We start from the raw sequence: 22,804 nt of genomic DNA, 5'->3' as shown, positions 1-22,804 counted from the left end.
GCTTGCGGGAAAGGGTTAGGGAGGGAGCCGATTGCCAGAGCCCCCACCCGCGGACATTCGTCCGACGATCTCCCCCGCAAGCGGGAGAGGTGAAACAAGCGTTACTCCGCCGCCTCCGCAGGCGTCGCGCCGCCGATCTTGGAGTTGTGCAGATCGACATTCAGGCCCAGCGAGCGCATTTCCTTGACCAGCACGTTGAACGATTCCGGAATGCCCGCCTCGAAGGTATCGTCGCCGCGCACGATCGCCTCGTAGACCTTGGTGCGTCCCGCGACGTCGTCCGACTTCACCGTCAGCATTTCCTGGAGCGTGTACGCCGCGCCATAAGCCTCAAGCGCCCACACCTCCATTTCGCCGAAACGCTGGCCGCCGAACTGCGCCTTGCCGCCCAGCGGCTGCTGGGTGACGAGCGAGTAAGGTCCGATCGAGCGGGCGTGGATCTTGTCGTCCACAAGGTGGTGAAGCTTGAGCATGTAGATGTAGCCCACCGTCACCTTGCGATCGAACGGATCGCCGGTCCGCCCGTCATAGACGGTGGACTGGCCCGACTTGTCCATGCCCGCCAGTTCGAGCATCTGCTCGATGTCGGTTTCCTTGGCGCCGTCGAACACCGGCGTCGCGATCGGCACGCCGCGGCTGAGATTGCGGCCGAGTTCGACGAGCTCATGATCGTTGAGCGACTTGATGGTCTCGTTGTCGCCGTAGACCTTCTTCAGCGTCTCCTTCAGCGGCTTGGTTTCCTGCTTCGCGCTGGCGAGATAGGCATCGACGGCCTGCCCGATCCGCCGGCCGAGGCCCGCACAGGCCCAGCCGAGATGCGTTTCGAGAATCTGGCCGACGTTCATGCGCGAGGGCACGCCGAGCGGGTTGAGCACGATGTCGGCATGGGTGCCGTCCTCGAGGAACGGCATGTCCTCGATCGGAACGATCTTCGACACCACGCCCTTGTTGCCGTGGCGGCCCGCCATCTTGTCGCCCGGCTGAATCTTGCGCTTCACCGCGACGAAGACCTTGACCATCTTCATCACGCCCGGAGGCAATTCGTCGCCACGCTGCAGCTTCTCGACCTTGTCGAGGAAGCGCTGTTCGAGGCCCTTCTTCGACTCGTCGTACTGCTTGCGCATGGCCTCGATCTCGGCCATCAGCTTGTCGTTCGGCGAGGCGAACAGCCACCACTGCGACTTCGGATATTCCTCGAGCACCGAGCGGGTGATCTTGGTGTCCTTCTTGAAGCCCTTCGGTCCGGCGATGCCCTGGCGGTTTTCGAGCAGGTCGGCGAGACGGCCGTAGACGTTGCGGTCGAGAATCGCCTGCTCGTCGTCGCGGTCCTTGGCGAGGCGTTCGATCTCCTCGCGCTCGATGGCGAGCGCACGCTCGTCCTTGTCGACGCCGTGACGGTTGAACACACGCACCTCGACGATCGTGCCCTGCACGCCCGGAGGCACACGCAAGGACGTGTCGCGGACGTCGGAGGCCTTTTCGCCGAAGATGGCGCGCAGAAGCTTTTCCTCCGGCGTCATCGGGCTTTCGCCCTTCGGCGTGATCTTGCCGACCAGGATGTCACCGGCGCGCACTTCCGCGCCGATGTAGACGATGCCGGCTTCGTCGAGGTTCTTCAGCGCCTCTTCCGAGACGTTCGGAATGTCGCGGGTGATTTCCTCAGGCCCCAGCTTGGTGTCTCGGGCCATCACCTCGAATTCCTCGATGTGGATCGAGGTGAAGACGTCCTCCTTGACGATCCGCTCGGAGAGCAGGATCGAGTCCTCGAAGTTGTAGCCGTTCCACGGCATGAACGCGACCAGCACGTTGCGGCCGAGCGCGAGTTCGCCGAGATCGGTCGACGGACCGTCGGCGATGATGTCGCCTTTCCTGACGATGTCACCGACCTTCACCAGCGGACGCTGGTTGATGCAGGTCGACTGGTTCGAGCGCTGGTACTTCATGAGCCGGTAGATATCGACGCCCGACTTGGTCGGATCGAGATCCTCGGTGGCGCGGATGACGACGCGGGTGGCGTCGATCTGGTCGATCACGCCGGAACGCCGCGCCGCGATCGCAGCGCCGGAGTCGCGGGCGACCACGCCTTCCATGCCGGTGCCCACGAACGGCGCCTCGGCGCGAACCAGCGGCACCGCCTGACGCTGCATGTTCGAACCCATCAGCGCGCGGTTAGCGTCGTCGTTCTCCAGGAACGGGATCAGCGCCGCGGCGACCGAGACAAGCTGCTTCGGCGACACGTCCATGAAGTCGACCTTGTCCGGCGTCACCGGCAGCACCTCGCCGGCATGGCGGCAGACCACGAGGTCCTCGGTGAAGCGGCCGCGGTTGTCGAGCGGCAGGTTGGCCTGCGCGACGTGATAGCGGCCCTCCTCCATCGCCGAGAGATAAACCACCTCGTCAGTGACGCGGCCGTCCTTCACCTTGCGATAGGGCGTCTCGACGAAACCGTATTTGTTGACGCGCGCGAACGTCGCCAGCGAGTTGATCAGGCCGATGTTCGGACCTTCCGGCGTCTCGATCGGGCAGATCCGGCCGTAATGCGTCGGATGCACGTCGCGCACCTCGAAGCCGGCACGCTCGCGGGTCAGGCCGCCCGGTCCGAGCGCCGAGAGGCGCCGCTTGTGGGTGATCTCGGACAGCGGGTTGGTCTGGTCCATGAACTGCGAGAGCTGCGAGGAGCCGAAGAACTCGCGCACGGCTGCAGCCGCGGGCTTGGCATTGATCAGGTCCTGCGGCATCACGGTATCGATGTCGACCGAGGACATGCGTTCCTTGATGGCGCGCTCCATGCGCAACAGGCCGATACGGTACTGGTTTTCCATCAGTTCGCCGACCGAACGCACGCGGCGGTTGCCGAGATGGTCGATGTCATCGATCTCGCCCTTGCCGTCGCGCAGGTCCACCAGCGTCTTGATGACGGCCAGGATGTCTTCCTTGCGCAGCGTGCGATAGGTATCCGGCGCATCGAGGTCGAGGCGCATGTTCATCTTGACGCGGCCGACCGCGGACAGGTCGTAGCGCTCGCTGTCGAAGAACAGCGACTGGAACATGTTCTGCGCCGAATCCAGCGTCGGCGGCTCGCCCGGGCGCATCACCCGGTAGATGTCGAACAGCGCGTCCTCGCGCGTCATGTTCTTGTCGGCGGACAACGTGTTGCGGATATAGGGGCCGACATTGACATGGTCGATGTCGAGCAGGGGCAGCTCCTTGTAGCCGTGCTCGTTCAACGCCTTCATCGACTTCTCGGTGATTTCCTCGCCGGCTTCGGCATAGATTTCGCCGGTCTTGGGATTGACGAGGTCCTCGGCGAGATACATGCCGACCAGCTCCTCGTCGCTCATGCGTAGCGCCTTCAGCCCCTTCTCCTGGAGCTGGCGGGCGGCGCGGACCGTGAGCTTCTTGCCGGCCTCGAGCACGACCTTGCCGGTATCGGCGTCGATCAGGTCGTTCAACGTCGAGTAGCCGCGGAAGCGCACGGGGTCGTAGGGCACGCGCCAGCCTTCCGAACCGCCGCCGGACTTGGCGCGCTTGTAGATGATCTTCTTGTAGAACGTGCTCAGGATCTCCTCGCCGTCGAGGCCGAGGGCGAACATCAGCGACGTCACAGGAATTTTGCGGCGGCGGTCGATGCGCGCGAACACGATGTCCTTGGCGTCGAACTCGATGTCGAGCCACGAACCGCGATAGGGAATGACGCGCGCGGCGAACAGCAGTTTGCCGGACGAATGGGTCTTGCCCTTGTCGTGATCGAAGAACACGCCGGGCGAACGATGCATCTGGGAGACGATGACGCGCTCGGTGCCGTTGACGACGAAGGTGCCGTTCATGGTCATGAGCGGAATGTCGCCCATGTAGACGTCCTGCTCCTTGATGTCCTTCACCGACTTCGCGCCGGTTTCCTCGTCGATATCGAACACGATGAGACGCAGCGTCACCTTCAGCGGGGCGGCATAGGTCATGCCGCGCTGGCGGCACTCGTCGACGTCGTACTTTGGCGCCTCGAATTCGTAGCGCACGAATTCGAGCTGCGAGGTGCCCGAAAAGTCGTTGATCGGAAACACCGACTTGAAGACCGCCTGGAGGCCCTCGTCGAGCCGGCCGCCGGGGGGTTCGTCGACCATCAGGAACTGGTCGTAGGACGCCTTCTGAACCTCGATCAGGTTCGGCATCTCGGCGACTTCCCGGATATGCCCGAAGAACTTGCGAACCCGCTTGCGACCGGTGAACGTCTGCTGCACCATCGTGGCCTCTCATGTCGTCGCCCGTGGGGCGAACCTTCCGAAGCGCGATTGGCATCGCCCCCGGGGTGAATCTTGGAACGCTCTCAGGAGCGGAACGCAAATATCAGGATTTCAATCCTGAACCGGAACGCCAGGCTCGCAGAACGCAAAACGACGTGCGGGGTGCATGCGTACACCCAGCCCGTCAAACACATCTCCAAACGGACCGAAAAAGCCCGAAATCGCTGCTCTCCCAACAGCTTATGAGAGAACGCCGCCGTTCTCGTCATCCGCTGTGCTTTCGTGCTGCCGCCCCAATATGGGATGGCAATCGCGGAAATTCGAGGGGTGACTCCCCCGCCTATCCACACTTTCCTGTGTACAACCAGCCGGACATGGTCCGGATGCTGCACCCGCCGAGCGCGATCGGATCGCGCCCGTCCGGGAATCCCGTTTACCTCAGGGCATCTGGCCGCGCGCGACCATCGAGGTCCTTGGTGAAGCACCCCCGGAACAAAACTTCCGCCAGTTCCGGGGGACGCTCGTGTAACCTGTTACTTAAGTTCAACCTTGGCGCCGGCCTTTTCGAGCTGCGCCTTGATCTTCTCGGCCTCGTCCTTGGCAACGCCTTCCTTGAGCGGCTTCGGCGCACCTTCGACCAGATCCTTGGCTTCCTTGAGGCCGAGGCCGGTGATGGCGCGAACTTCCTTGATGACCTCGATCTTCTTGTCGCCCGCGGCTGCGAGCACGACGGTGAACTCGGTCTTCTCCTCGGCGGCCGGAGCGCCACCGCCGGCGCCAGGCGCAGCGGCGACAGCCACGGCGGCGGCGGCCGACACGCCCCACTTCTCTTCGAGGAGCTTTGCCAGTTCGGCAGCCTCGAGCACGGTCAGCGCCGAGAGGTCGTCAACAATCTTCTGCAGATCAGCCATCGATATATTCCTTTAACGTATTCGGTTCGAACCAGATTGACTTGACGAAGGGCCTTACGCCGCTTCGCCCTTCGAGGCATAGGCCTGGACAACGCGCGCGAGCTTGGCCGCGGGCGCCGTCGAGAGCTGGGCGATCTTGGTCGCCGGTGCGACCAGAAGGCCGACCAGCTTGCCGCGCAGTTCGTCGAGAGACGGCAGCGAGGCGAGCGCCTTCACTCCGTTCACGTCCAGCACGGTTTTTCCCATCGAGCCGCCGAGCACGACGAAGTTCTCGTTCGTCTTGGCGAATTCGACGGCGATCTTCGGCGCCGCCACGGGATCGCTGGAAGTCGCGATCACGGTCGGGCCCTTCAAAAGGGCACCGATGGCAACGACGTCTGTGCCTTCAAGAGCGATTTTGGCGAGACGGTTCTTCGAGACCTTCACCGACGCGCCCGCCTGCTTCATCTGCTTGCGCAGGGTCTGCATCTGGGCCACCGTGAGGCCGGAATAGTGAGCAACGATCGCGACGCCCGTGGACTTGAAGGTCTCGTTGAGCTGTTCGACCGCTTCTTTTTTTGCCGCTCGTTCCACAGCAAGCTCTTTCCGTTTGGCGGCCTTCGCCTCGAAGGCTGGGACCGCCGGGTTATACCCGTCGTCCAGCCCGGAACCTGATCCCGAGACATCGGTTTCGAGAAACCGGTCCCGAGACACGCCAGGCGTGACGACATTCAGTAGCCTGCCCTCCCGCATCCAAAGGCCTCACGGCCAAGGCACGGGGTGTCGAGGTTCGAACCCAATCCGCTGCCTTCCGCTCATGGCGGCGGAAAGCGAAATCCGGTCTTCACCCGTCTATGCAGGCCATGCGATTAAGCCGTTGGACGAACTTGCGTTCGCCGCGGGCGCCTGCAGTCTCGGACAGGATGAGGTCGACAACATCATCCCTGAGAGGACGACTGAAGACCCCCGTTTCGCACCGTCGAACCCAGCAGATTGACGCCTCGTCCTCCCGAACCATCCGAATGGACATGCGGGAAGGCAAAGACTCCTATCTCGTTGGATTTTTGGAATGCGAACACGGACATGCGAGCGCAAGCCAGCACGTCCGGGAGCGCGGTATTTAACGAATCTCTGCTGCGTTGCCAAGTCCTAAATCATGCAATTTTCCGGCCAGCTTTCGATCTGGACAAAATATCGCATCTCGCCGGCAGGCATCAACGATACCAAGGATGGCGGGGCAGCCCGGATGTCGACGGGCATCGATCGCTTCACAAAAACAAAAGGCGGGCCCGGAAAGCTCCGATCCCGCCTTCGCTAGCAAGCGATTCCGGTCTCAGCCGAGCACGGTTCCCGGCTCGACCTTGACCCCGGGCCCCATGGTCGAGGACACCGCGATGCGCTGGATATAGGTGCCCTTGGCGCCGGCGGGCTTCGCCTTCGCCACCGCGTCCGCCAGCGCCTTGATGTTCTCGACGAGCTTCTCCTCCGAGAACGACGCCTTGCCGATACCGGCTTGCACGATGCCGGCCTTCTCGACGCGGAATTCGACCGAGCCGCCCTTGGCGCCCTTCACGGCCCCGGCGACGTCCATCGTCACGGTACCGATCTTCGGATTCGGCATCATGCCGCGCGGGCCGAGCACCTTGCCGAGCCGGCCGACCAGCGGCATCATATCCGGCGTGGCGATGCAACGATCGAAGTCGATCGTGCCGCCCTGCACCTTTTCAACGAGGTCTTCCGCACCGACGACGTCGGCCCCGGCGGCCTTGGCTTCGTCGGCCTTGGCGCCGCGCGCGAACACGCCGACGCGCAGCGTGCGGCCGGTGCCGTTCGGCAGGCTGACGACGCCACGCACCATCTGGTCGGCGTGGCGCGGATCGACGCCGAGATTCATCGCGATCTCGATGGTCTCGTCGAACTTTGATTTGGCGCGTTCCTTGACCAGCTTGATGGCCTCGGCGATCGGATAAAGCTTCTCCCGATCAATGCCTTCGCGAGCCTTCTTCAAACGTTTTCCGGTTGCCATGATTGCTTACTCCGCCACCTGAAGGCCCATCGAGCGGGCGGACCCTTCGACCATGTTCATGGCCGATTCGACGGTGTCGCAATTGAGGTCCTTCATCTTCTTCTCGGCGATCTCGCGCACCTGCGCCTTGGTCACCTTGCCGGCGGAATCGCGGCCCGGCGCCTTGGAGCCGGACTGGATCTTCGCCGCCTGCTTGAGGAAGTAGGACATCGGCGGGGTCTTCATCTCGAAGGTGAAGGAACGATCCGCATAGATCGTGATCACCACCGGAATCGGCGTGTTCTTTTCTTCCTTCTGCGTCTGGGCGTTGAACGCCTTGCAGAATTCCATGATGTTGAGGCCGCGCTGACCAAGCGCGGGGCCGATCGGCGGCGACGGGTTCGCCGCGCCGGCCGGCACCTGCAATTTCAGGTATCCAGTCACTTTCTTCGCCATGCGTCACTCCTTTTGGTGGTTACGGCTTAAGGCGGCTGGCGACCGCCCTCACCTCCCACAATGTTTGCCTGCTCCCTCGCCCCGTTTTTACGGGGAGAGGGTCGGGATGAGGGGTCACATCGTGAAAGAGTCCCTCACCCGACCGCTATGCGGTCAACCTCTCCCCGCAGGCGGGGAGAGGTAAAAAACTTATACCTTCTCGACCTGACCGAACTCCAGTTCCACCGGCGTCGCGCGACCGAAGATCGACACCGCGACCTTCACGCGCGAGCGGGCCTCGTCGATTTCCTCGACCACACCGGAGAACGACGCGAACGGGCCATCGGCCACGCGCACGTTCTCGCCAATTTCGAACGACACCGACGCCTTGGGCCGCTCCACGCCTTCCTGCACCTGGTGCATGATGCGCATGGCCTCGGCTTCGGAAATCGGCATTGGCTTGTGCTCGGCACCAAGGAAACCCGTGACTTTCGGAGTGTTCTTGATGAGGTGAAACGCCTCGTCGGTGAGATTCATCTTCACCAGCACGTAACCGGGGAAAAACTTGCGCTCGGTATCGACCTTGCGGCCGCGCCGGACTTCCGTGACCTTCTCGGTCGGCACCAGCACCTGCTCGAAAAGATCCTCCAGCCCGCGCTGCTTGGCCTGTTCGCGGATCGATTCGGCGACCTTCTTTTCGAAGTTCGAATAGGCGTGGACGATGTACCAGCGCATGCTCATGGTTCAGTTCCGCGAGTCGTTCGTGTCTTTAATGAAGGCTCAGGACGAACGTGATGAAAAACCGGATTAACTGATCCGAGAAGAAGAAGAAGATCGACGCCAACGCCACCATCAGGAACACCATGATCGTCGTGACCGTGGTCTCCCGACGCGACGGCCAGGTGACCTTCGCGGTTTCGGTACGCACTTCCTGCAGGAACTTGAACGGGCTGAAAGCCATCGTCGATAATCCGCGTTCGTTTGCCGATCTGGTTCGGAGATCCGGACAGCCTCTTTCGCGCGCCCACCCCTCCGTTTGAGGGTAGTCGCCCAGCGGGCTCGACTGTCCGGGAAATTCAAAGCCGCGTCGGATATCCGTCAACCGGGCCGACAGCAGGTGCCGCTATCTACTGCCGCCGGCGGAAAAGGTCAAGGGCGCGGTCGGCCGCCGCGGCCTGGCAATGTGCTCGCAATGACGGCCGCAAGGCATGGATATTTCAAAGGATTAGCTGGCAGGAGTGGCAGGGCTCGAACCTGCGACCCCCGGTTTTGGAGACCGGTGCTCTACCAATTGAGCTACACTCCTAGCGCGGTGCCTCTATAGCGAACGCAAAACGCTCCGTCAGCCCTAAAATGCATGCGCCCTGTTTTTGAGAAGGCGGATGGCAACATGCGGTCAAGACCGCACGCTGCTCCCTATCCCGCCGGACCTGCCCCAAAAGCTTCGGGGAATCTCATATTGCCTCGACCGCCCACCCGGTATTGATTAGGCGGCCCTTCGGAGAAGGACATCTCTAGGCACGGGGGCGCAACGGACGATCAGAGGTCACGATGACAACCAGTCAATCACCGCAGGCGGACAGCAAACGACAGCAGGAGGCGGCCGCCTGGGTCCTGAAAAACCGTGACGTCAACCAAAGCGCGCACGAGTCCTGCGCCTTTGAAGCGTGGATCGATCAGGATCCGGAAAACAGATCAGCCTATGAGGCGGCCGAACGGCTGACGGGCAACGCTCCCTCGGGCGGTAAACCCCGCCGCCTTGGCATGTTCGTGGCCATCGCGATTTTCGGCGTGGCGCTCGTTGCCGGCGCCCTCGTCCTGATGCATGGGTGAACGGGCGTCGATCCCCTGTCCCCTGCCCGAGTCCGAACGAGTTCCTTCTGTGGCTGCCCGCTGAACAGCGGGTCGGCCACGGCGGCAACAGTACACCACGCCATTCGCAGAAAAACCGAGGCATCGATTTACGCTTGCTTCACGGCAGCCGCCCTAGAATTTTTTCCAGACAGGAGCGGCCGCGGCGAATTTCCCGGAAAGGGAATTCAACCGCGCCGGCAACATCGGGAGTATCCGATGGTATTGGTAACTGCCATGATGGCGCTGGCAACGCTGGCGTTCTATGGCGCCGGCAACTACGGCATCGGCGCCGATCAACTGTGCTATTACGGCGCGACATTCTGTGTCCATCCGCACTGGCTGGCGATTACAACTTTGATGCTGGCGATCTGGACGCTGTTTCTAAGGGTCGATCGCATTTGATGCGGAGACGCGGAAGCGGCGTCACGATCAGGCGGCATTGCGACGGAGCACTGACAGCGTCGAAGTCGCGACGCTCCTCGTTAGCGTTTTCATGAATGCAACGCCTCCGGTTCAGATCGGACGGTTGCCTCTCATCTTCAATGCGCTCGCGCCGATCCCGTAACGAATGCGTGCAAAAATCTGTTTACGCGTCGTGTGAACGAGCACATGAGCGAAGCTGAAGCCGTCATCGTCTGCGACGCAGGGATGGCAACCGCGCCATGCCGACGCTCGTGACCTTCCGCGATCTCAATGATGAAAATATCTTACGAAATCTTTGGTCCCGAGGTGCACTTCAAACGTATTTGGATTGAAATGACGGACGATCCGGTGACGCGGGGCATAGAGAAAAAATTGCTGTGGTGGGACAATCCAGGGCCGTGGCTAAAACAAAACCAATTCGGAAATTACGTCGATACAAGAACCGGGTTTCACGTTAGCAATCACAGTTCAAGAAGGGGTAGTTTCCATTTCACCATTGCTGCCGCTAAAGCAATCCTGAAACCACGATCCTCTGTTTAGTTCGGGTGCCATGGTTCATGACATGAACTATTCAAATAATTAGATCATGAAAAAGGCCGGCGCGAAGCCGGCCTTTAACGATATCCTTTTCCGATCAGGCGTTGAATCGCTCCGCCGACGATCTCAGTAATGAGAGGCCGTGGGTCCGCCCCAGCCGAAGCGATAGTTCACGCCGGCCTTGACGGTATGCTCGTCATTACGGAAGTTCGCTCCGACGACGTCCGGAGGCGAGCCCGCGGCAAACGTCGTCTTGCCGAAATTGTAATACTGATACTCCACCTTGGCGGACCAGTTCGGCGCGAACATGTATTCGAGACCGGCGCCGACGGTGTAGCCGTTGTCACGATTGCCGGTGGTTGCGAAAGCCAGCGGCACGCCGGCTGCGTCGGTTACGCCAAGCTTGCTGTCGCGGAACGCATAACCGCCCTTGGCGTATAGCAGCGCCGGCCCCCAGGCGTAGCCGAGCCGGCCGGTCACCGAGCCGAGACCGCGGTCGTCGCCGGTCACGATGCTCCCGCCCGGGAATGTCAGGCTGCTGTTGGCGCTGGCGAGCCAGCTATATTCGGCTTCGAGACCGAGCACCCAGTTGTTCGCGAACTGATAATCCGCGCCGCCCTGTACGCCGCCGAGAAAACGGCCGTCGTTTCCACCCAGACTGTCGCCGCCTCCAAATGCGCCGCCAAGATGACCGCCGATGTAGAAGCCGGTCCAGTTGTAGACGGCCTGCGTCGGCGTATAGGCCGGCGGCGCCTTGGTATAAGGCCGTGGCGGAAGATCAGCGGCAAGCGCCGGTGCGGCGAAAGCGGCAACCGCCGCAGCCGTGAGCAAGAATTTCTTCATGATGGGGTTCCCCCTTTTCGTCGGATACCATCATCGTTCGTTCGGGTATGACCATGGTCAAACAACGTGGCGCGAATTTGGTTGCCAGACGGCGGCAACATTACCGCGACGATTTACAACCGTGATCCGCAAACAACACCGTCAAGTTCCGATGTAGGATCTCCCGGCCACAAAGCCAAGTCGCTGCACAGGAGACGCCATTCAACACCATTCACATTCAAATGGGTCGCTGGCCGGGTCCTGAGGTTCCAGGTTCTCTGAAATGTGATCGACCGGGTAAGCGCTCGACTACCGGCGGCCTCCTAGCGCGTCAATTTCTCCAATTCGGGAAACGGCGCGTAGGTGACGCCGGCGCAGATCTCGCCGGCTTTCTCGATCATGCGATCGAGCCGGGCATCGACATACACCGCCGCGCGCTGCACCACGCCGCTATAGCTGCCGTCGATCTCGCGGGCATTGTAGCGCAGGCAACTCACGTAACGCAGCCGGCCGCCGACGGTGCGCTGAACCGGCTCGGCCATCGCGGCGTCACGGACGCCGACGGGATTGTTGAGGTAGGTTCTCAGGAACGCCAGGACCTGCGCGCGATAGTCGGTCGGGAATGGTTGATTGGTGACACCGCGATCATCGGTATAGACCATGCCGCCCTGATCGCTGCCCTGGTCACCGCCATCGGTCACGCAGGCCGCGAGCGATCCCGCCAGCAGCGCGATCGCCATGAATTTTGCAGATGCCCCCAACACCGGTCCGTCTTCAGGTTCATGACTTCACCGATGACTAGCCTGCCTCGAGGCGGAATGAAATTCGCAATTCAGTTATCGACACAAATGAATGTGGGAAAGAAGATCGGGCCTGCCGACACCGGAAACGATGACCGCAGGCCGCGATCGGCTTCCGAGATCATCAGCGATGCGTGCGGGTATGGGCGTGATGATGATGGCGATGTTGGTGGTGACGGACATGCCGGCTGGAACGATGATGATGTCCCATCTTGGCGTTGGCGTTCAGCACTTTCGATTTGAGGGTTGTCGTCTTGGCCGCCGGGGTCTGGCTTGTGTGGACGGTGCCGGCCATCGCGGGCGCAACAAGCACGGAGGCCGCGAGCAGCGCGGCGGAAATGGTCTTGAGCATGGACTGGTCTCCTTGAAGCGTGGATCGCCGAGGTCGCCGTCCGGATGGCCGGGCTCTTCGATCAGGGACCACCATGAGACCGCGCCACTGAACGCGGGCTGAAGCGCGGCGGGGGTCTTTGTTCACCTTGATGAACGTTTGCTCATTTTGCGACGGAATGCATGTCATCTGCCCTAAGAGAACACGCGACCGGCCGAGCCCTGCCCTTTCGCTAACCATGGGCAGACCCGGGCCTCGACACGCGACCTCAAAGCGCGATTAAGTGCGGCCTCGACAACCGGCGTGGCCGGATACGACACTCAGCCTTCGAAACATCATGATCTCATCCCCACCGTACGACCGGATCGCCTTTGTCGCGGGCGCCAGCCCCGAAGCCCAGCAGGCGCTGACCGAACTGGTCGCGATTTACGGCAATCACGATCCCGCAGACGCCGATGTGCTGGTTGCGCTCGGCGGCGACGGGTTGATGCTGCAAACGCTGCATCGGAACATGCGATCGGGCAAGCCGATCTACGGCATGCACCGGGGCACCGTCGGATTTCTGATGAACGAATACAGCCGGCAGGATCTGCACGCCCGCCTCGCTGCCGCGACCGACACCGTGATCCACCCGCTCCTGATGCGCGCGACCGATGTCCACGGTGCCGTTCACATCCATCACGCCATCAACGAAGTGTCGCTGTTTCGTCAGGCCCATCAGGCCGCGCGGCTGCGCATCCTGATCGATGAGCGCGAGCGCATGGCCGAACTCATCGCCGATGGCGTCATGGTCGCGACACCGGCAGGCTCCACCGCCTACAACCTGTCGGCGCAGGGGCCGATCCTGCCGATCAACGCTGCGTTGCTGGCGCTGACCCCGATCAGCCCCTTCCGCCCGCGGCGCTGGCGCGGCGCGCTGCTGCCGGACACCGCGGTCGTGGCGATCGAGGTGCTCGAAGAGGAAAAACGCCCCGTGGCCGCCGTCGCCGACCACGACGAAGCCCGCAACGTCCGCCGCGTCGAGATCCTGTCCGACAAGACGATTGCGATGCGCATGCTGTTCGACCCCGGCCACAGCCTGGAGGAACGAATCCTGCGCGAGCAGTTCGGCTACTGACGCGCCGTTCCTGCCCCGACCGGACAAAGCCGGCAACCATTCGTTAACGGCGTCGGCATATAGTTAATGGTGGGTATACCGGGTCCGCATCCCACCATGTACGGCATCGATTTCAACAAGCTGCGATTTCTCGTCTGCGACGACAATGCGCACATGCGCCGCATCCTGCGCACCCTGCTGCATTCATTCGGCGCACGCGAAGTCTACGAGGCCGAAGACGGCGCCACCGCGCTCGAAATGTATACCCATTACGTTCCCGATATCGTCATCACCGACTGGGCGATGCCGATCTTTGACGGCATCGAGCTTGCGCAGATGATCCGTCAGCCGGAATCGAAAGGAAATCCGTTCGCGCCGATCATTATGCTGACCGGCCATTCGGAGAAGCGGCGCGTCACCGTTGCGCGCGATGCGGGCGTTACCGAATTTCTGGCGAAGCCGATTTCGGCCAAGGGGCTCTATCAGCGGATCCTCAACGTCGTGGTCTCGCCGCGGCCTTTCATCAAGACCAAGAATTATTTCGGTCCCGACCGCCGGCGCAACACCAGCAATGCCTATATCGGCCCGGAGCGCCGCGGCACCAAGGAGCCGGAAGTCATTCCGCATCCATCGCTTCTGGATAAAGCCCGGACCCCGGGTTGACGAGCCGCGCCATGCAGAAGGAAGATTCTCCAGAGCTGAAGGTCGAGGCATTCGCCGACCATCACGTCATCACGCCGCCCAATCGGCTGCGCAAAGTGGTGCGTCTTGTCGACGAGAAAACTTTCGAGGATCCGGTCGCACGCGCGGAGAAGGCGCTGGCGGGATTGTCCAACGAATTCTCAACCTGGATGGCAATCGAGCGGGACCGTCTTGCCGCCGCCCACGCGGCTATCGTCAAGGACGGATTTACCCCGGCCGCGCGCGACGAACTGTTTCGCGCAGCGCACGACATCAAGGGCGACGCCGCGACTTTCGGCTATCCCTTCGCCGCAGCCGGCGCCGAAAGCCTCTGCCGCATCATCGAACATTCGCCGGCCCTCGAGCGCGTGCCTGCGGAACTGATCGCCTATCACATCAACGCGATCCAGGCGATCGTGCGCGAGCATACGAGCCCGGGCACCGAGGCCATGGCTAAAGAAATCAATCGCAAACTTCGCCTCGTCGCCGACGAGTATCTCGCCGCCGTCAACCGCGACCGGCCCGAGCACCTCGAAGCCATCCTCGCGCCAAGCCTCGCGCCGGTGGAATAGCATCGAGTCGTCCCTGCGAACTCGGGAATCCAATTCGCAAAATTCGCTGGTCGGGTCTTTCCCCGTTTCACGGAACGATGAAAGACTCTGCTTTCTTGATTTCACGCGTGTCTTCACACGAACCGGATTTCATCCTCCGGTCAAGCCCGCGGAGATGCTTCGCGCGAAAACGCCAAGTCATCCCTGGTTTCGTGCCGCCGAATCCGCGAGGCGGATCCTGCGTCCAAAGGACGACGAGGATGTCGTACAGTTACGCAGCCGCGAGCAGATCGCTAAGCAGCGGTTCGCGATACGGTCGCGGCGGATCTCTGGATTCGTCAAGGCTCGGCTTACCGAAAGCGGATTCGCAAAGCGCCGACTCGTCAAACCTCGGTTCGATGCGCTCAGGTTCATAAGACACAACCGCACAAGGTTCGGCTTCATAAGGCTCAGCTTCGCAAGGCTCCGTTTCCCAGGACTGCGTTTCCCAAGGCTGCGCTTCCCAAGGCTGCGCTTCCCAAGGCTCCGCTTCGCAAGATTCCGCATCGTCAAACACGGCTTCATCCGGCTGGCGATCATCGACCCGAACTTTGAACCTGAAGCGATCGAAGAAGCGCGGCCTGTCAGACACAGGTTCGCGATATTCTTCGCGGAAATCCGACTCATACCATTCGGGTTCGGATAACGGTGGCTCGCAAACCGGAGCCTCCGCAAACGTACGCTCCGCGGCTCGTTCCGCAACCAGCTCGTCGCAGAACACACGCGCTTCCTCTCGGGCCGATTCCGTCGCGAAACGCCGCAGCAAAATCAGCAGAGGCTCCGAAACCTCAGTCGGCGCGGTTTCGCACATCGTCAGAACGCGCTCCACCATGCGGCGGCGCAATCGCGTCGCGCCATCGACCGTTCCGACGAAGCCGATCTCGTCGCGCGCTTCAAGCGCGGCGCGAAACGCGGGGAACGTGGATCCCGGCAGCCCTGCCCGCGTCAGCAGCGCAGGAAGGCTCGCGGCGCCGCGATCGTGAACCAATGCGACGACGCGGTTCAATGGCAGGCCCGATAATTCCACCAGCGCATGGTCGAACAGATCGTGATTGCCCGACAGCAGCGCGCGCAGGATCAACCCGGCGTTGAGTTGCCCGGTGGCGCGAAGGTGCGCGACCAGACCGCGCATATCGTCGTCTCGCGCTTGAGCTGCGAGATTGACGACGGAACGATCGCGCGCGTCGCCAACAGCGCGACCGGCACGATCGGCACTGAGCCAGTTCTTCGCGACGACGAACTGCGCCAGCGTATCCGACAGCTTTCCGATCAGCGCGAACCGCGTCGCCGCTGGCAGATCGTCGAGCGCCAGCATCGATTCCCGGATGGCAGCGTGGTGGCCGTGCCGTTCGACGATGCGGTCCCATGACATCGGCGCGATATTGGCGCCCGGATTCTTGATCAGCTCAAGGGCCGCCGCCGCCGAGCCCACCTCGGCGATGGCCGCGCAGACCGACACCGGAATGCGGGCACGGCGGGCGACGGCGCACTGCACGTCGTTGTTGCCTGTCGCGACGATGTCGACCAGATCCGCATCGATCAGGAGCGGCGAATGTTCGAGAACCGGGATGGAAACCGAAGGTTGATCGACCGAAAGCGCCCGGACGATGGCTGCGGGCGCGATCGCGCTGCGCGCGAAGACCTCCGCCATCGCCTGGCGAACCAGCGGCGAGGAGTCGTCGAGTTGCATCAGGAGCGCGCCCTCGGCGGCCGCGCGATCGTCATCGGAGAGATCGGAGATGAGCCAGGCGCGAGCCAGCGCTCGTGTCGCTTCCGCCCGCTCGCCTGCGGGAGCGGTGCGCACCCAACTGATGAATTGCCGAACGATCATGGTCTTTCCGGCTTACACAACTTGAGACGACATCGTGATCCGATGCCACTGTCATAGAAAATAAACCATGACGCTTAACAAAGGGTTCACCATAACGGTTTGCCTTCGTTGACGTTTCGTTAACGCGGAATGCGTCGGAAGGCGCGAGCGGATGGTCTCGCTTTACGAACAGACGGCCGGAGTTTGTCGCAAAATCGCAATGAGCGATGAATGAGCGCGTTTCGCCGGAGCGGGAAGCCTGTAAGCGTTCCGAGCGAAGCGGATACCGGTTCGCGTGAAGAAAACGCATTAAAACAATAATCTGGAGCTTCGCTTTTAATTCAATGAGAAGCGAAGCTCTAGCCGCTGTAAGCGCCGCTGCGGTCGCTGAACAGATCGAAAGGCTGGCGTGAATCGGACCCGGACGGCGTCTGAGCCTCCGGGCCGGTCGCGACGGATCGCGTGCCCCACAATTCCTGAACCGCCGGCGAGACCGGCTGCGTGCGTTCGCCGACCTGAAACAGCGAGCGGAATACCGGCTGGCTCGGCGCGGCGGAGGCGGTCGCCGCCGATGATGCCGCAATTGGCGTCACGCCGCGCGTGTCGGGCAGACGCGACAGGTAAAGCGCGTTATCGGACGACGCCGAGAACTGGGCCGCGGACGCGACCGCCACCGGCGCAGTGACGCCGAGTGAGGCCATCGCCGCACGGCTTGCGGGCGAGTTGGCCGCGACGGCGTAGCGCCGGTCCAGATCGGCGTAGACTTCCGACACGCTGCGCGCGCGGCCGTCGGGATCAAAGAAGATCGGGCGGTTGGCTGCGGCGGCATTCGGAAACAGCCGCGCGCCGGATGCTTGCGGATTGTCCTCCGCGTTCGCGATCAGCTTCGCGGCTCCGCCGACGCCCATGAAATGCGCCATATAAAGTTCGCTGTCGGTCGGCCGGCGGCCGATCAGGCCGGTCAGCTTGAAGCTGTTGGATTGCGTCAGCACGCCGGCCATGGCGGATGCGATGGCCGGATCGTCCCGCAGCTTGAGGATGGCGGCGCGCGTGGCGGGATCGCTGACGGAATAGCTGCCTGACGGGGACCGGGTGATGGCGTCGGCATAGCCGTTGTAGCCGAGCGCGGGACCCGCCTCTTTCACCGTGCCGAGCCAGGTCTGTTCGATGAACTGGAAAAGCCCCTTGGCTGACGAGGTGGGCGCGGCGGCTTGAGGGTTGAAATTGGATTCCATCTTGGCGGTTGCGAGAAGGTATTCGAAGCTCGCCCCGGTGACATCGGCCGCCTTCCGGATGGCGGTCGCGATCCCGCTGAAAAGGCCGGTCAGTCCGGCGCGCGACGGATCGGCTGCGGCGTTGGCGGCATCGACGGTCATGGTTGGTCTCTCGCTCCCCGCGAAACGACCGCTCGCATTTCAACGCGATCTCGGCAATTCGCCGTCCACGCCGACTCCCACCGGCAGCGCACGGCTTTCCCTGGGAGCAAGGTGGAAGATTATGGTTAACAGCGTCTTAACGGGCCCAGCGCAGCAGTGGCGCGGAAGCGCTCAGGACTTTTTATAGACCTCGGCCGGATCGAACAGTCTGTCGGCATCGACAAACCTCACGCACGCTTCGCCGTTCTCGCCTTTTGTCACCGCCCGGTAGAAGCACGAGCGCCGTCCGGTATGGCAGGCGGCGCCGCGCTGCTCGACCTTGATCCAGATGGCGTCCTGATCGCAGTCCGTCCGCATCTCGACCACCCGCTGGACCTGACCCGAACTCTCGCCCTTTCGCCATAACGCTTTGCGCGAACGGCTGTAATACCAGGCATCGCCGGTCTCGACGGTCCGCCGCAGCGCCTCCTCGTTCATGTGCGCGACCATCAGCACGTCGCCGGTCGTGGCATCGGTCGCGACGCATGTGACGAGGCCCGACGCATCGAAGCGGGGCCGGAACGTGAGGTCCTCCTCGATTCCGGCCTGAGATGAAGATACGGGTGAAGACACAGGGAATCCCTCAGAAAAACCCTCGAGGGTGGACGCCGCGATGTGGCGCAAAGCGGAGTGCCCGCTTCTGATGTCGTCAGAAGCGGGAAAATCTCTAGCGGCCGCTCCCTCGCACCATCGACAGGAAGCGCGCCTGCTCCGCCGGATTGTCGCGGAACACACCGGTGAAGCGGCTGGTGAAGGTCATCGCACCATGCTTGGCGACACCGCGCACCGACATGCAGGTGTGCTCCGCCTCGATCATCACGGCGACGCCGCGGGGTTTGAGCACCTCGTCGACAGCGGCGGCGATCTGCGCGGTCATGTGCTCCTGGGTCTGGAGACGCCGGGCGAAGATATCGGTCAGGCGCGCGAGCTTGGACAGCCCGACCACGCGCTCGACCGGCGTGTAGGCGATATGCGCCTTGCCATAGAACGGCATCATGTGATGCTCGCATTGCGAGGTGAACGCGATGTCACGCACCAGCACGAAATCGTCGTAGCCGGCGGTCTCGCCAAAGGTGCGGTTCAGCACCTCGGCCGGGCACTGATGATAGCCCTGATAGATCTCGTCATAGGCCTCAACCACACGGCGCGGCGTATCGAGCAACCCTTCCCGGTTGGGATTCTCGCCGATATAGGACAGGAGAGTCCTGACCGCGTGCTCCGCCTCGTGCCGCGACGGCCGCGACCGGTCCGGCTGAGCGGCGGCCGCCAGAAACTCGGACGGATCCAGTTCAGCGGGAGCGAACCCGGCAGGTTTGGCGTTATTGGATTTGGCTTCAACAGGTTTGACGCCGCGCAGCGGCTTGATCAAAGCGTCCATCTTTACTCCGTTCGACCGGCCTCGCTTGAGACCGGAGTGTCACCGGGCAGACGGGGCAGCGTTGCGGCTACCGGACGCCTGAGTCCCTTGATATTGAACATTGCGACGCCCGAATTCAACTTCAATCCGGGTGCGACGGAAAATCGCCGGATTGCGTTTCCCGGCAATAGATACATATATAGGCCCCGAGGTTCCCGACGCCAAGAGCATCGCCTTCCTCTTCAGCGAATTCAAAGTTTTGGAATCTGATGCTGAACGACGTTTACAACAAGAGCATCATCGAACTGGCCGGCAATATTCCCCGCCTGGGCCGCCTTCCGGCGCCGGACGCCAGCGCCACGGCCCACTCGAAGCTGTGCGGATCCACCGTCAGGATCGATCTCAAGATGGACGGGCCCGTCGTCACCGACTTCGCCCACGACGTGAAGGCCTGTGCGCTCGGCCAGGCCTCCTCTTCGATCATGGCCCGCCATGTGGTCGGATCGACCGCCACGGAGTTACGCGAACTGCGCGAGACCGTGCGCAGAATGCTGAAGGAAAACGGCGCGCCTCCAGAGGGCAAATGGGCCGACATCGCGCTGCTCGAACCGGTACGCGACTACAAGGCGCGACACGCGTCCACCATGCTGACGTTTGACGCCGTGGTCGACGCCATCGGCCAGATCGAGGCCAAATCGACCGCGTTGGAGCCTTCCCGACTCTGACAGAATCTGAAACGGGCTCTATGATTTGATTTGACGCGTTTTCTTCCCGCGAACGATATCCATCCCCGGATCATGCCCGAGGACATGCTTCGCTCGAAAGCGCTGTAGCTCCCCCGCGAAGCTGAAACGGATCAAGCCGTTCCACCTGAACACTCTTACGGATTCTGAGCCGGCGGAGTTGCCACCGCTACACCGCCGGTCGGAACTGCTTCGGCGGTCTTGGTCTGTTTGCTGACGATCGTTCCAGCCGCAGCCGTATTCGCAACGCTTGCCGGAAAGCGATCCTGCACCGGTTTCGTGACGAGGCCAGCAACGGGAGCATCCGTGGTCCCGCCGCCCGGCAACACATCCGCGACGTTGTCCGTCGTCACCAGATTGGTCGAACGCAATTCCGCTCCCGACAACTCGTGGAGTTTCTCCCACGGAGGAATGCTGAGCGCGAGATAAAGCAGATCGCCGCCGCCCCCCATATCGAAGGTGTATTTGGCGAGGCGGCCGATATCGCGCTCCACGATCATCAGATCGTCGGCGGAGTAGCTGGCGGCCCTGGCATCGTCGGCGCGATCACCCATCCAGATCTGATGGACACGAACATGCGCGCCATCAGGGACATAGCGGGCTTTGCCTGACAACAACATGAACGCGCACATGGACTCGCAATAGGCGTCCGGCAGCACCGCGGCGCGATCGCCGGCGACGGTCTTGGCAACCACGCTGGTCCCGACCGTCGTGCGCAAGCCGAGGTCACGCCAGCGCCGTCCCAACGCGATGGCGTCGTTGACCGAACCGCCGCCGGAGTCCAGCACGACCGTCATGCCGGCAATGTCACGTCCGGCGCTGAAATCTTCGAAGGCTTTCGGGGTTTCCGCAGTGACGATGCCGACCGCGCTGATCCAGTCCCGACAGTGCGGCTCGCAGGCGATCCAGGTGAATCGCATCGGCTGCTTTCGGGCTTCGACCGTGGTGCCCGGTGAAGCCGGATTATCGAGCGGCGCCGCCAGGCCAGGCGAGGCGAAACATAAAAACGCGACGCACAGGAGCGCCCGTCCGTAGACCCCAGATGATTCCGCGCGCCTCAATTCGGTTCTTCCCCGTGCTCCGATCTTCCCCAATTCCCATGCGCTGCCCGATGCTCGCGCCAAAGATCGCGCGGGTGATTCTGGCATCAGGCCATTCGAAAAACTAGCTGCGCTATTCGTCAGCGTCCATACAACCTTTGCTACGTGTAGCAGGGAGAGTATGCGATATCTTGGCACCGTGGCGAAATTACCAAGTTGAACGGTTCCAACCTCGGAACCCGCAAGAGTCATGAAGCCGACGCCGACGAGTTCAAGGTTTTGTCCGGAGTGCGCGGGAGCCGCGATGCGGCTGCCTCGCAATGCCGGACGGATGCTGATCTGGATTTATCGCCACACCCTCTCGCCGCTCGTGGGCTTCAACTGCCGGCACTTGCCGACGTGTTCGGCTTACGGTGACGAAGCGATCGAGCGTTTCGGATTATGGGGCGGCGGCTGGATGACGCTGGCGCGGCTGTTACGCTGTCATCCCTGGGGAACATCCGGAATCGACAACGTTCCGCCAGCGAAACCGTCCGGGGCCGCCTGGTATCGGCCATGGCGTTACGGCCGCTGGCGAGGCGTGAACGGTCCGGAAAACATCGACGGCGAGATTTCCGATTAGAGCATTTTTGCTTTGATCGGGAGGATCTAATGCGCGACGACTTCGATCTCGCCGTCGACGCCGTTGACGACATCGAAGCCGCGTTCGAAGACCTTGCCTTCGTTCTTGGCGATCACACGATATTCGCCCTCGGCGAGGATCACGCGGGGAAATGCGCCGATCGATTCCTTGATGACGTCGCCGCCGGGCGTCAACACCGACCACGCGGTGTTGGCGAGCGCCTCGCCACCCTTGTCGCTGACCAGTTTCAACGTGATGACCGCGGCACGATGCGAAATCGTCACGTCGGTCAGCTTCGACGCCTGCACGCGGATGTCCGATCGCACCACCGAGTTGGCATCGCCGTAGTTGGAGACGATGTAATAGGTGCCCTCCGGCAAGATCAGCACGTCGCCCGCGGTGGCGTTAGGCACGAGCGGCGCGCGCTCGGAGCCTTCGAACTGACTGCCCTTGTAGATGCTGAAGGAAATCTGGTTCGGCGGAATCATCGAGGTGCCGACGCGGCCCTCGATCCGCAGGCCCCCCGCCGGCAACACGAACGACTCGCGGTCGGTATCCGGTTTCAGCGTCACGGGACGCGCCGCGCTGACCAATCCCAGCGAGACGTACACCACATAGTTTCCCGGAGGCAGTACGATGTTGGGAGTCGCGCCATGGTCCTCGCGCATCAGCTTGAAGACGCCGGTCTCATCGGGGTGATCGGTGTAGACTCGCCAGACAAGTCCGCTGTTGATGACCGGCAGATCCTTGCCATAGCGCGCCGTCAACGACAGAACACCCTGCGCCGGAGCGGCGAGGCTGGGCAGCGGGGCTGTCAGCGGCACCGCGGCGGCCGGCACCTGGGTTAACGGCGCAGGCAGGTTCGGCATGGAAGCAGGACCGGAAGACGGCGCCAGGCTGATCGCAGGCCCCGACGGCGCTTCGGGAACGGGAGCCGGCGGCACCGGCGGCGGCTGTTCGCCGAAGAGTTGTGCGGGGGCCGCGTGCGGAAATGTCACAAGGAGCGCGACGAGCAAAAGCCACGCGCGCCAGCCCGACATGAATCGATGATTGCCCCCGAATACCATGGCGCCGGTTTTTCCCGGAAAACACGGCAAATTCAAGCCTCACCA

At 62.4% G+C, this 22,804-nt stretch carries 23 protein-coding genes and 1 tRNA gene; 7 read left to right on the top strand and 17 right to left on the bottom strand.

Annotation, left to right across the window (positions count from 1 at the left end; translation table 11 throughout):
* Positions 1–101: 101 nt before the first annotated feature.
* The 8 genes from rpoB to ACS3WB_RS13045 all read right to left on the bottom strand — a co-directional run bounded on the left by rpoB (position 102) and on the right by ACS3WB_RS13045 (position 8,877).
* Complete coding sequence (gene rpoB / locus ACS3WB_RS13080) at positions 102–4,241, bottom strand: DNA-directed RNA polymerase subunit beta (protein ID WP_319798888.1); 4,140 nt, start codon at positions 4,239–4,241, stop codon at positions 102–104.
* 533 nt (positions 4,242–4,774) lie between these two features.
* Positions 4,775–5,152, bottom strand: coding sequence for a 50S ribosomal protein L7/L12 (gene rplL / locus ACS3WB_RS13075; RefSeq protein ID WP_438275935.1), 378 nt, complete (start codon positions 5,150–5,152; stop codon positions 4,775–4,777).
* A gap of 54 nt (positions 5,153–5,206) precedes the next feature.
* Positions 5,207–5,725, bottom strand: coding sequence for a 50S ribosomal protein L10 (gene rplJ, locus ACS3WB_RS13070; RefSeq protein WP_438275945.1), 519 nt, complete (start codon positions 5,723–5,725; stop codon positions 5,207–5,209).
* A gap of 739 nt (positions 5,726–6,464) precedes the next feature.
* Positions 6,465–7,157, bottom strand: a complete 693-nt coding sequence (gene rplA, locus ACS3WB_RS13065; RefSeq protein WP_292695905.1) for a 50S ribosomal protein L1 — start codon at positions 7,155–7,157, stop codon at positions 6,465–6,467.
* A 6-nt stretch (positions 7,158–7,163) separates the two neighbouring features.
* Positions 7,164–7,592, bottom strand: coding sequence for a 50S ribosomal protein L11 (gene rplK / locus ACS3WB_RS13060; protein WP_438275934.1), 429 nt, complete (start codon positions 7,590–7,592; stop codon positions 7,164–7,166).
* A 189-nt stretch (positions 7,593–7,781) separates the two neighbouring features.
* Positions 7,782–8,312, bottom strand: a complete 531-nt coding sequence (gene nusG / locus ACS3WB_RS13055) for a transcription termination/antitermination protein NusG (protein WP_438275933.1) — start codon at positions 8,310–8,312, stop codon at positions 7,782–7,784.
* Between the two features lie 28 nt (positions 8,313–8,340).
* A complete protein-coding gene (gene secE / locus ACS3WB_RS13050; protein WP_438275932.1) occupies positions 8,341–8,532 on the bottom strand; it encodes a preprotein translocase subunit SecE in 192 nt (63 codons plus the stop codon).
* Between the two features lie 269 nt (positions 8,533–8,801).
* Positions 8,802–8,877, bottom strand: a tRNA-Trp gene (locus ACS3WB_RS13045).
* A gap of 245 nt (positions 8,878–9,122) precedes the next feature.
* On the opposite strand from ACS3WB_RS13045, the gene ACS3WB_RS13040 reads away from it, so the two are divergent.
* Entirely contained in the window at positions 9,123–9,404 is a 282-nt protein-coding gene (locus ACS3WB_RS13040; RefSeq protein WP_438275931.1) for a FecR/PupR family sigma factor regulator, read from the top strand.
* Between the two features lie 237 nt (positions 9,405–9,641).
* A complete protein-coding gene (locus tag ACS3WB_RS13035; RefSeq protein ID WP_438275930.1) occupies positions 9,642–9,827 on the top strand; it encodes a hypothetical protein in 186 nt (61 codons plus the stop codon).
* A 684-nt stretch (positions 9,828–10,511) separates the two neighbouring features.
* Here the strand turns inward: ACS3WB_RS13035 and ACS3WB_RS13030 are convergent.
* The 3 genes from ACS3WB_RS13030 to ACS3WB_RS13020 form a co-directional block, all read right to left on the bottom strand.
* Positions 10,512–11,228 (bottom strand): outer membrane protein, encoded by a 717-nt coding sequence (locus tag ACS3WB_RS13030; RefSeq protein WP_438275929.1) that lies wholly within the window; start codon positions 11,226–11,228, stop codon positions 10,512–10,514.
* Positions 11,229–11,530: 302 nt separating this feature from the next.
* Entirely contained in the window at positions 11,531–11,971 is a 441-nt protein-coding gene (locus ACS3WB_RS13025) for a hypothetical protein (RefSeq protein ID WP_438275928.1), read from the bottom strand.
* A gap of 160 nt (positions 11,972–12,131) precedes the next feature.
* The gene (locus ACS3WB_RS13020) at positions 12,132–12,359 is read right to left on the bottom strand and encodes a His-rich protein BRANT (RefSeq protein ID WP_438275927.1); all 228 of its coding nucleotides are present in this window, start codon (positions 12,357–12,359) and stop codon (positions 12,132–12,134) included.
* A gap of 316 nt (positions 12,360–12,675) precedes the next feature.
* Here ACS3WB_RS13020 and ACS3WB_RS13015 point away from each other — a divergent pair, with 316 nt between their 5' ends.
* The 3 genes from ACS3WB_RS13015 (at position 12,676) to ACS3WB_RS13005 (ending at position 14,687) form a co-directional block, all read left to right on the top strand.
* Entirely contained in the window at positions 12,676–13,455 is a 780-nt protein-coding gene (locus ACS3WB_RS13015) for an NAD kinase (protein WP_438275926.1), read from the top strand.
* Positions 13,456–13,551: 96 nt separating this feature from the next.
* Positions 13,552–14,097 carry a response regulator gene (locus ACS3WB_RS13010; RefSeq protein ID WP_438275944.1) on the top strand — a complete coding sequence of 182 codons (546 nt, stop codon included), beginning with the start codon at positions 13,552–13,554 and terminating at the stop codon, positions 14,095–14,097.
* Between the two features lie 11 nt (positions 14,098–14,108).
* Positions 14,109–14,687, top strand: coding sequence for an Hpt domain-containing protein (locus tag ACS3WB_RS13005; RefSeq protein WP_438275925.1), 579 nt, complete (start codon positions 14,109–14,111; stop codon positions 14,685–14,687).
* Between the two features lie 250 nt (positions 14,688–14,937).
* On the opposite strand, the gene ACS3WB_RS13000 is transcribed toward ACS3WB_RS13005, so the two are convergent.
* The 4 genes from ACS3WB_RS13000 to folE form a co-directional block, all read right to left on the bottom strand.
* The gene (locus tag ACS3WB_RS13000) at positions 14,938–16,536 is read right to left on the bottom strand and encodes a DUF2336 domain-containing protein (RefSeq protein WP_438275924.1); all 1,599 of its coding nucleotides are present in this window, start codon (positions 16,534–16,536) and stop codon (positions 14,938–14,940) included.
* A gap of 338 nt (positions 16,537–16,874) precedes the next feature.
* Complete coding sequence (locus ACS3WB_RS12995; protein ID WP_438275923.1) at positions 16,875–17,891, bottom strand: transglycosylase SLT domain-containing protein; 1,017 nt, start codon at positions 17,889–17,891, stop codon at positions 16,875–16,877.
* A 171-nt stretch (positions 17,892–18,062) separates the two neighbouring features.
* The gene (gene hisI, locus ACS3WB_RS12990; RefSeq protein ID WP_438275922.1) at positions 18,063–18,503 is read right to left on the bottom strand and encodes a phosphoribosyl-AMP cyclohydrolase; all 441 of its coding nucleotides are present in this window, start codon (positions 18,501–18,503) and stop codon (positions 18,063–18,065) included.
* 94 nt (positions 18,504–18,597) lie between these two features.
* Entirely contained in the window at positions 18,598–19,308 is a 711-nt protein-coding gene (gene folE, locus ACS3WB_RS12985) for a GTP cyclohydrolase I FolE (RefSeq protein ID WP_438275921.1), read from the bottom strand.
* A 248-nt stretch (positions 19,309–19,556) separates the two neighbouring features.
* Here folE and ACS3WB_RS12980 point away from each other — a divergent pair, with 248 nt between their 5' ends.
* The gene (locus ACS3WB_RS12980; RefSeq protein WP_438275920.1) at positions 19,557–20,012 is read left to right on the top strand and encodes an iron-sulfur cluster assembly scaffold protein; all 456 of its coding nucleotides are present in this window, start codon (positions 19,557–19,559) and stop codon (positions 20,010–20,012) included.
* Between the two features lie 155 nt (positions 20,013–20,167).
* Here ACS3WB_RS12980 and ACS3WB_RS12975 read toward each other — a convergent pair whose 3' ends face one another.
* Positions 20,168–21,091, bottom strand: a complete 924-nt coding sequence (locus ACS3WB_RS12975) for a hypothetical protein (protein ID WP_438275919.1) — start codon at positions 21,089–21,091, stop codon at positions 20,168–20,170.
* 229 nt (positions 21,092–21,320) lie between these two features.
* Between ACS3WB_RS12975 and yidD the strand changes: the two genes are divergently transcribed.
* The gene (gene yidD, locus ACS3WB_RS12970; protein ID WP_438275918.1) at positions 21,321–21,692 is read left to right on the top strand and encodes a membrane protein insertion efficiency factor YidD; all 372 of its coding nucleotides are present in this window, start codon (positions 21,321–21,323) and stop codon (positions 21,690–21,692) included.
* Positions 21,693–21,718: 26 nt separating this feature from the next.
* Here yidD and ACS3WB_RS12965 read toward each other — a convergent pair whose 3' ends face one another.
* Positions 21,719–22,759, bottom strand: a complete 1,041-nt coding sequence (locus tag ACS3WB_RS12965; protein ID WP_438275917.1) for a hypothetical protein — start codon at positions 22,757–22,759, stop codon at positions 21,719–21,721.
* Between the last annotated feature and the right edge of the window lie 45 nt (positions 22,760–22,804).

It is taken from the genome of Nitrobacter sp. (assembly GCF_051535215.1).
Taxonomy (GTDB): Bacteria; Pseudomonadota; Alphaproteobacteria; order Rhizobiales; family Xanthobacteraceae; genus Nitrobacter.
The sequence above is the reverse complement of the archived record's forward strand: the minus strand, read 5'-3'. Positions and strand labels throughout refer to the sequence as shown.

What these genes read in the sequence shown, in the direction of transcription:
- ACS3WB_RS13010 (WP_438275944.1), top strand. Translation starts at nt 13,552, where the DNA reads ATGTACGGCATCGATTTCAACAAGCTGCGATTTCTCGTCTGCGACGAC.
- ACS3WB_RS13035 (WP_438275930.1), top strand. Translation starts at nt 9,642, where the DNA reads ATGGTATTGGTAACTGCCATGATGGCGCTGGCAACGCTGGCGTTCTAT.
- rplL (WP_438275935.1), bottom strand. Translation starts at nt 5,152, where the DNA reads ATGGCTGATCTGCAGAAGATTGTTGACGACCTCTCGGCGCTGACCGTG.
- ACS3WB_RS13005 (WP_438275925.1), top strand. Translation starts at nt 14,109, where the DNA reads ATGCAGAAGGAAGATTCTCCAGAGCTGAAGGTCGAGGCATTCGCCGAC.
- ACS3WB_RS13040 (WP_438275931.1), top strand. Translation starts at nt 9,123, where the DNA reads ATGACAACCAGTCAATCACCGCAGGCGGACAGCAAACGACAGCAGGAG.
- ACS3WB_RS12980 (WP_438275920.1), top strand. Translation starts at nt 19,557, where the DNA reads ATGCTGAACGACGTTTACAACAAGAGCATCATCGAACTGGCCGGCAAT.
- rplA (WP_292695905.1), bottom strand. Translation starts at nt 7,157, where the DNA reads ATGGCAACCGGAAAACGTTTGAAGAAGGCTCGCGAAGGCATTGATCGG.
- ACS3WB_RS13020 (WP_438275927.1), bottom strand. Translation starts at nt 12,359, where the DNA reads ATGCTCAAGACCATTTCCGCCGCGCTGCTCGCGGCCTCCGTGCTTGTT.
- ACS3WB_RS12965 (WP_438275917.1), bottom strand. Translation starts at nt 22,759, where the DNA reads ATGGTATTCGGGGGCAATCATCGATTCATGTCGGGCTGGCGCGCGTGG.
- secE (WP_438275932.1), bottom strand. Translation starts at nt 8,532, where the DNA reads ATGGCTTTCAGCCCGTTCAAGTTCCTGCAGGAAGTGCGTACCGAAACC.
- nusG (WP_438275933.1), bottom strand. Translation starts at nt 8,312, where the DNA reads ATGAGCATGCGCTGGTACATCGTCCACGCCTATTCGAACTTCGAAAAG.
- ACS3WB_RS13030 (WP_438275929.1), bottom strand. Translation starts at nt 11,228, where the DNA reads ATGAAGAAATTCTTGCTCACGGCTGCGGCGGTTGCCGCTTTCGCCGCA.
- folE (WP_438275921.1), bottom strand. Translation starts at nt 19,308, where the DNA reads ATGGACGCTTTGATCAAGCCGCTGCGCGGCGTCAAACCTGTTGAAGCC.
- rpoB (WP_319798888.1), bottom strand. Translation starts at nt 4,241, where the DNA reads ATGGTGCAGCAGACGTTCACCGGTCGCAAGCGGGTTCGCAAGTTCTTC.
- rplK (WP_438275934.1), bottom strand. Translation starts at nt 7,592, where the DNA reads ATGGCGAAGAAAGTGACTGGATACCTGAAATTGCAGGTGCCGGCCGGC.
- yidD (WP_438275918.1), top strand. Translation starts at nt 21,321, where the DNA reads ATGAAGCCGACGCCGACGAGTTCAAGGTTTTGTCCGGAGTGCGCGGGA.
- ACS3WB_RS13000 (WP_438275924.1), bottom strand. Translation starts at nt 16,536, where the DNA reads ATGATCGTTCGGCAATTCATCAGTTGGGTGCGCACCGCTCCCGCAGGC.
- ACS3WB_RS12995 (WP_438275923.1), bottom strand. Translation starts at nt 17,891, where the DNA reads ATGACCGTCGATGCCGCCAACGCCGCAGCCGATCCGTCGCGCGCCGGA.
- ACS3WB_RS13015 (WP_438275926.1), top strand. Translation starts at nt 12,676, where the DNA reads ATGATCTCATCCCCACCGTACGACCGGATCGCCTTTGTCGCGGGCGCC.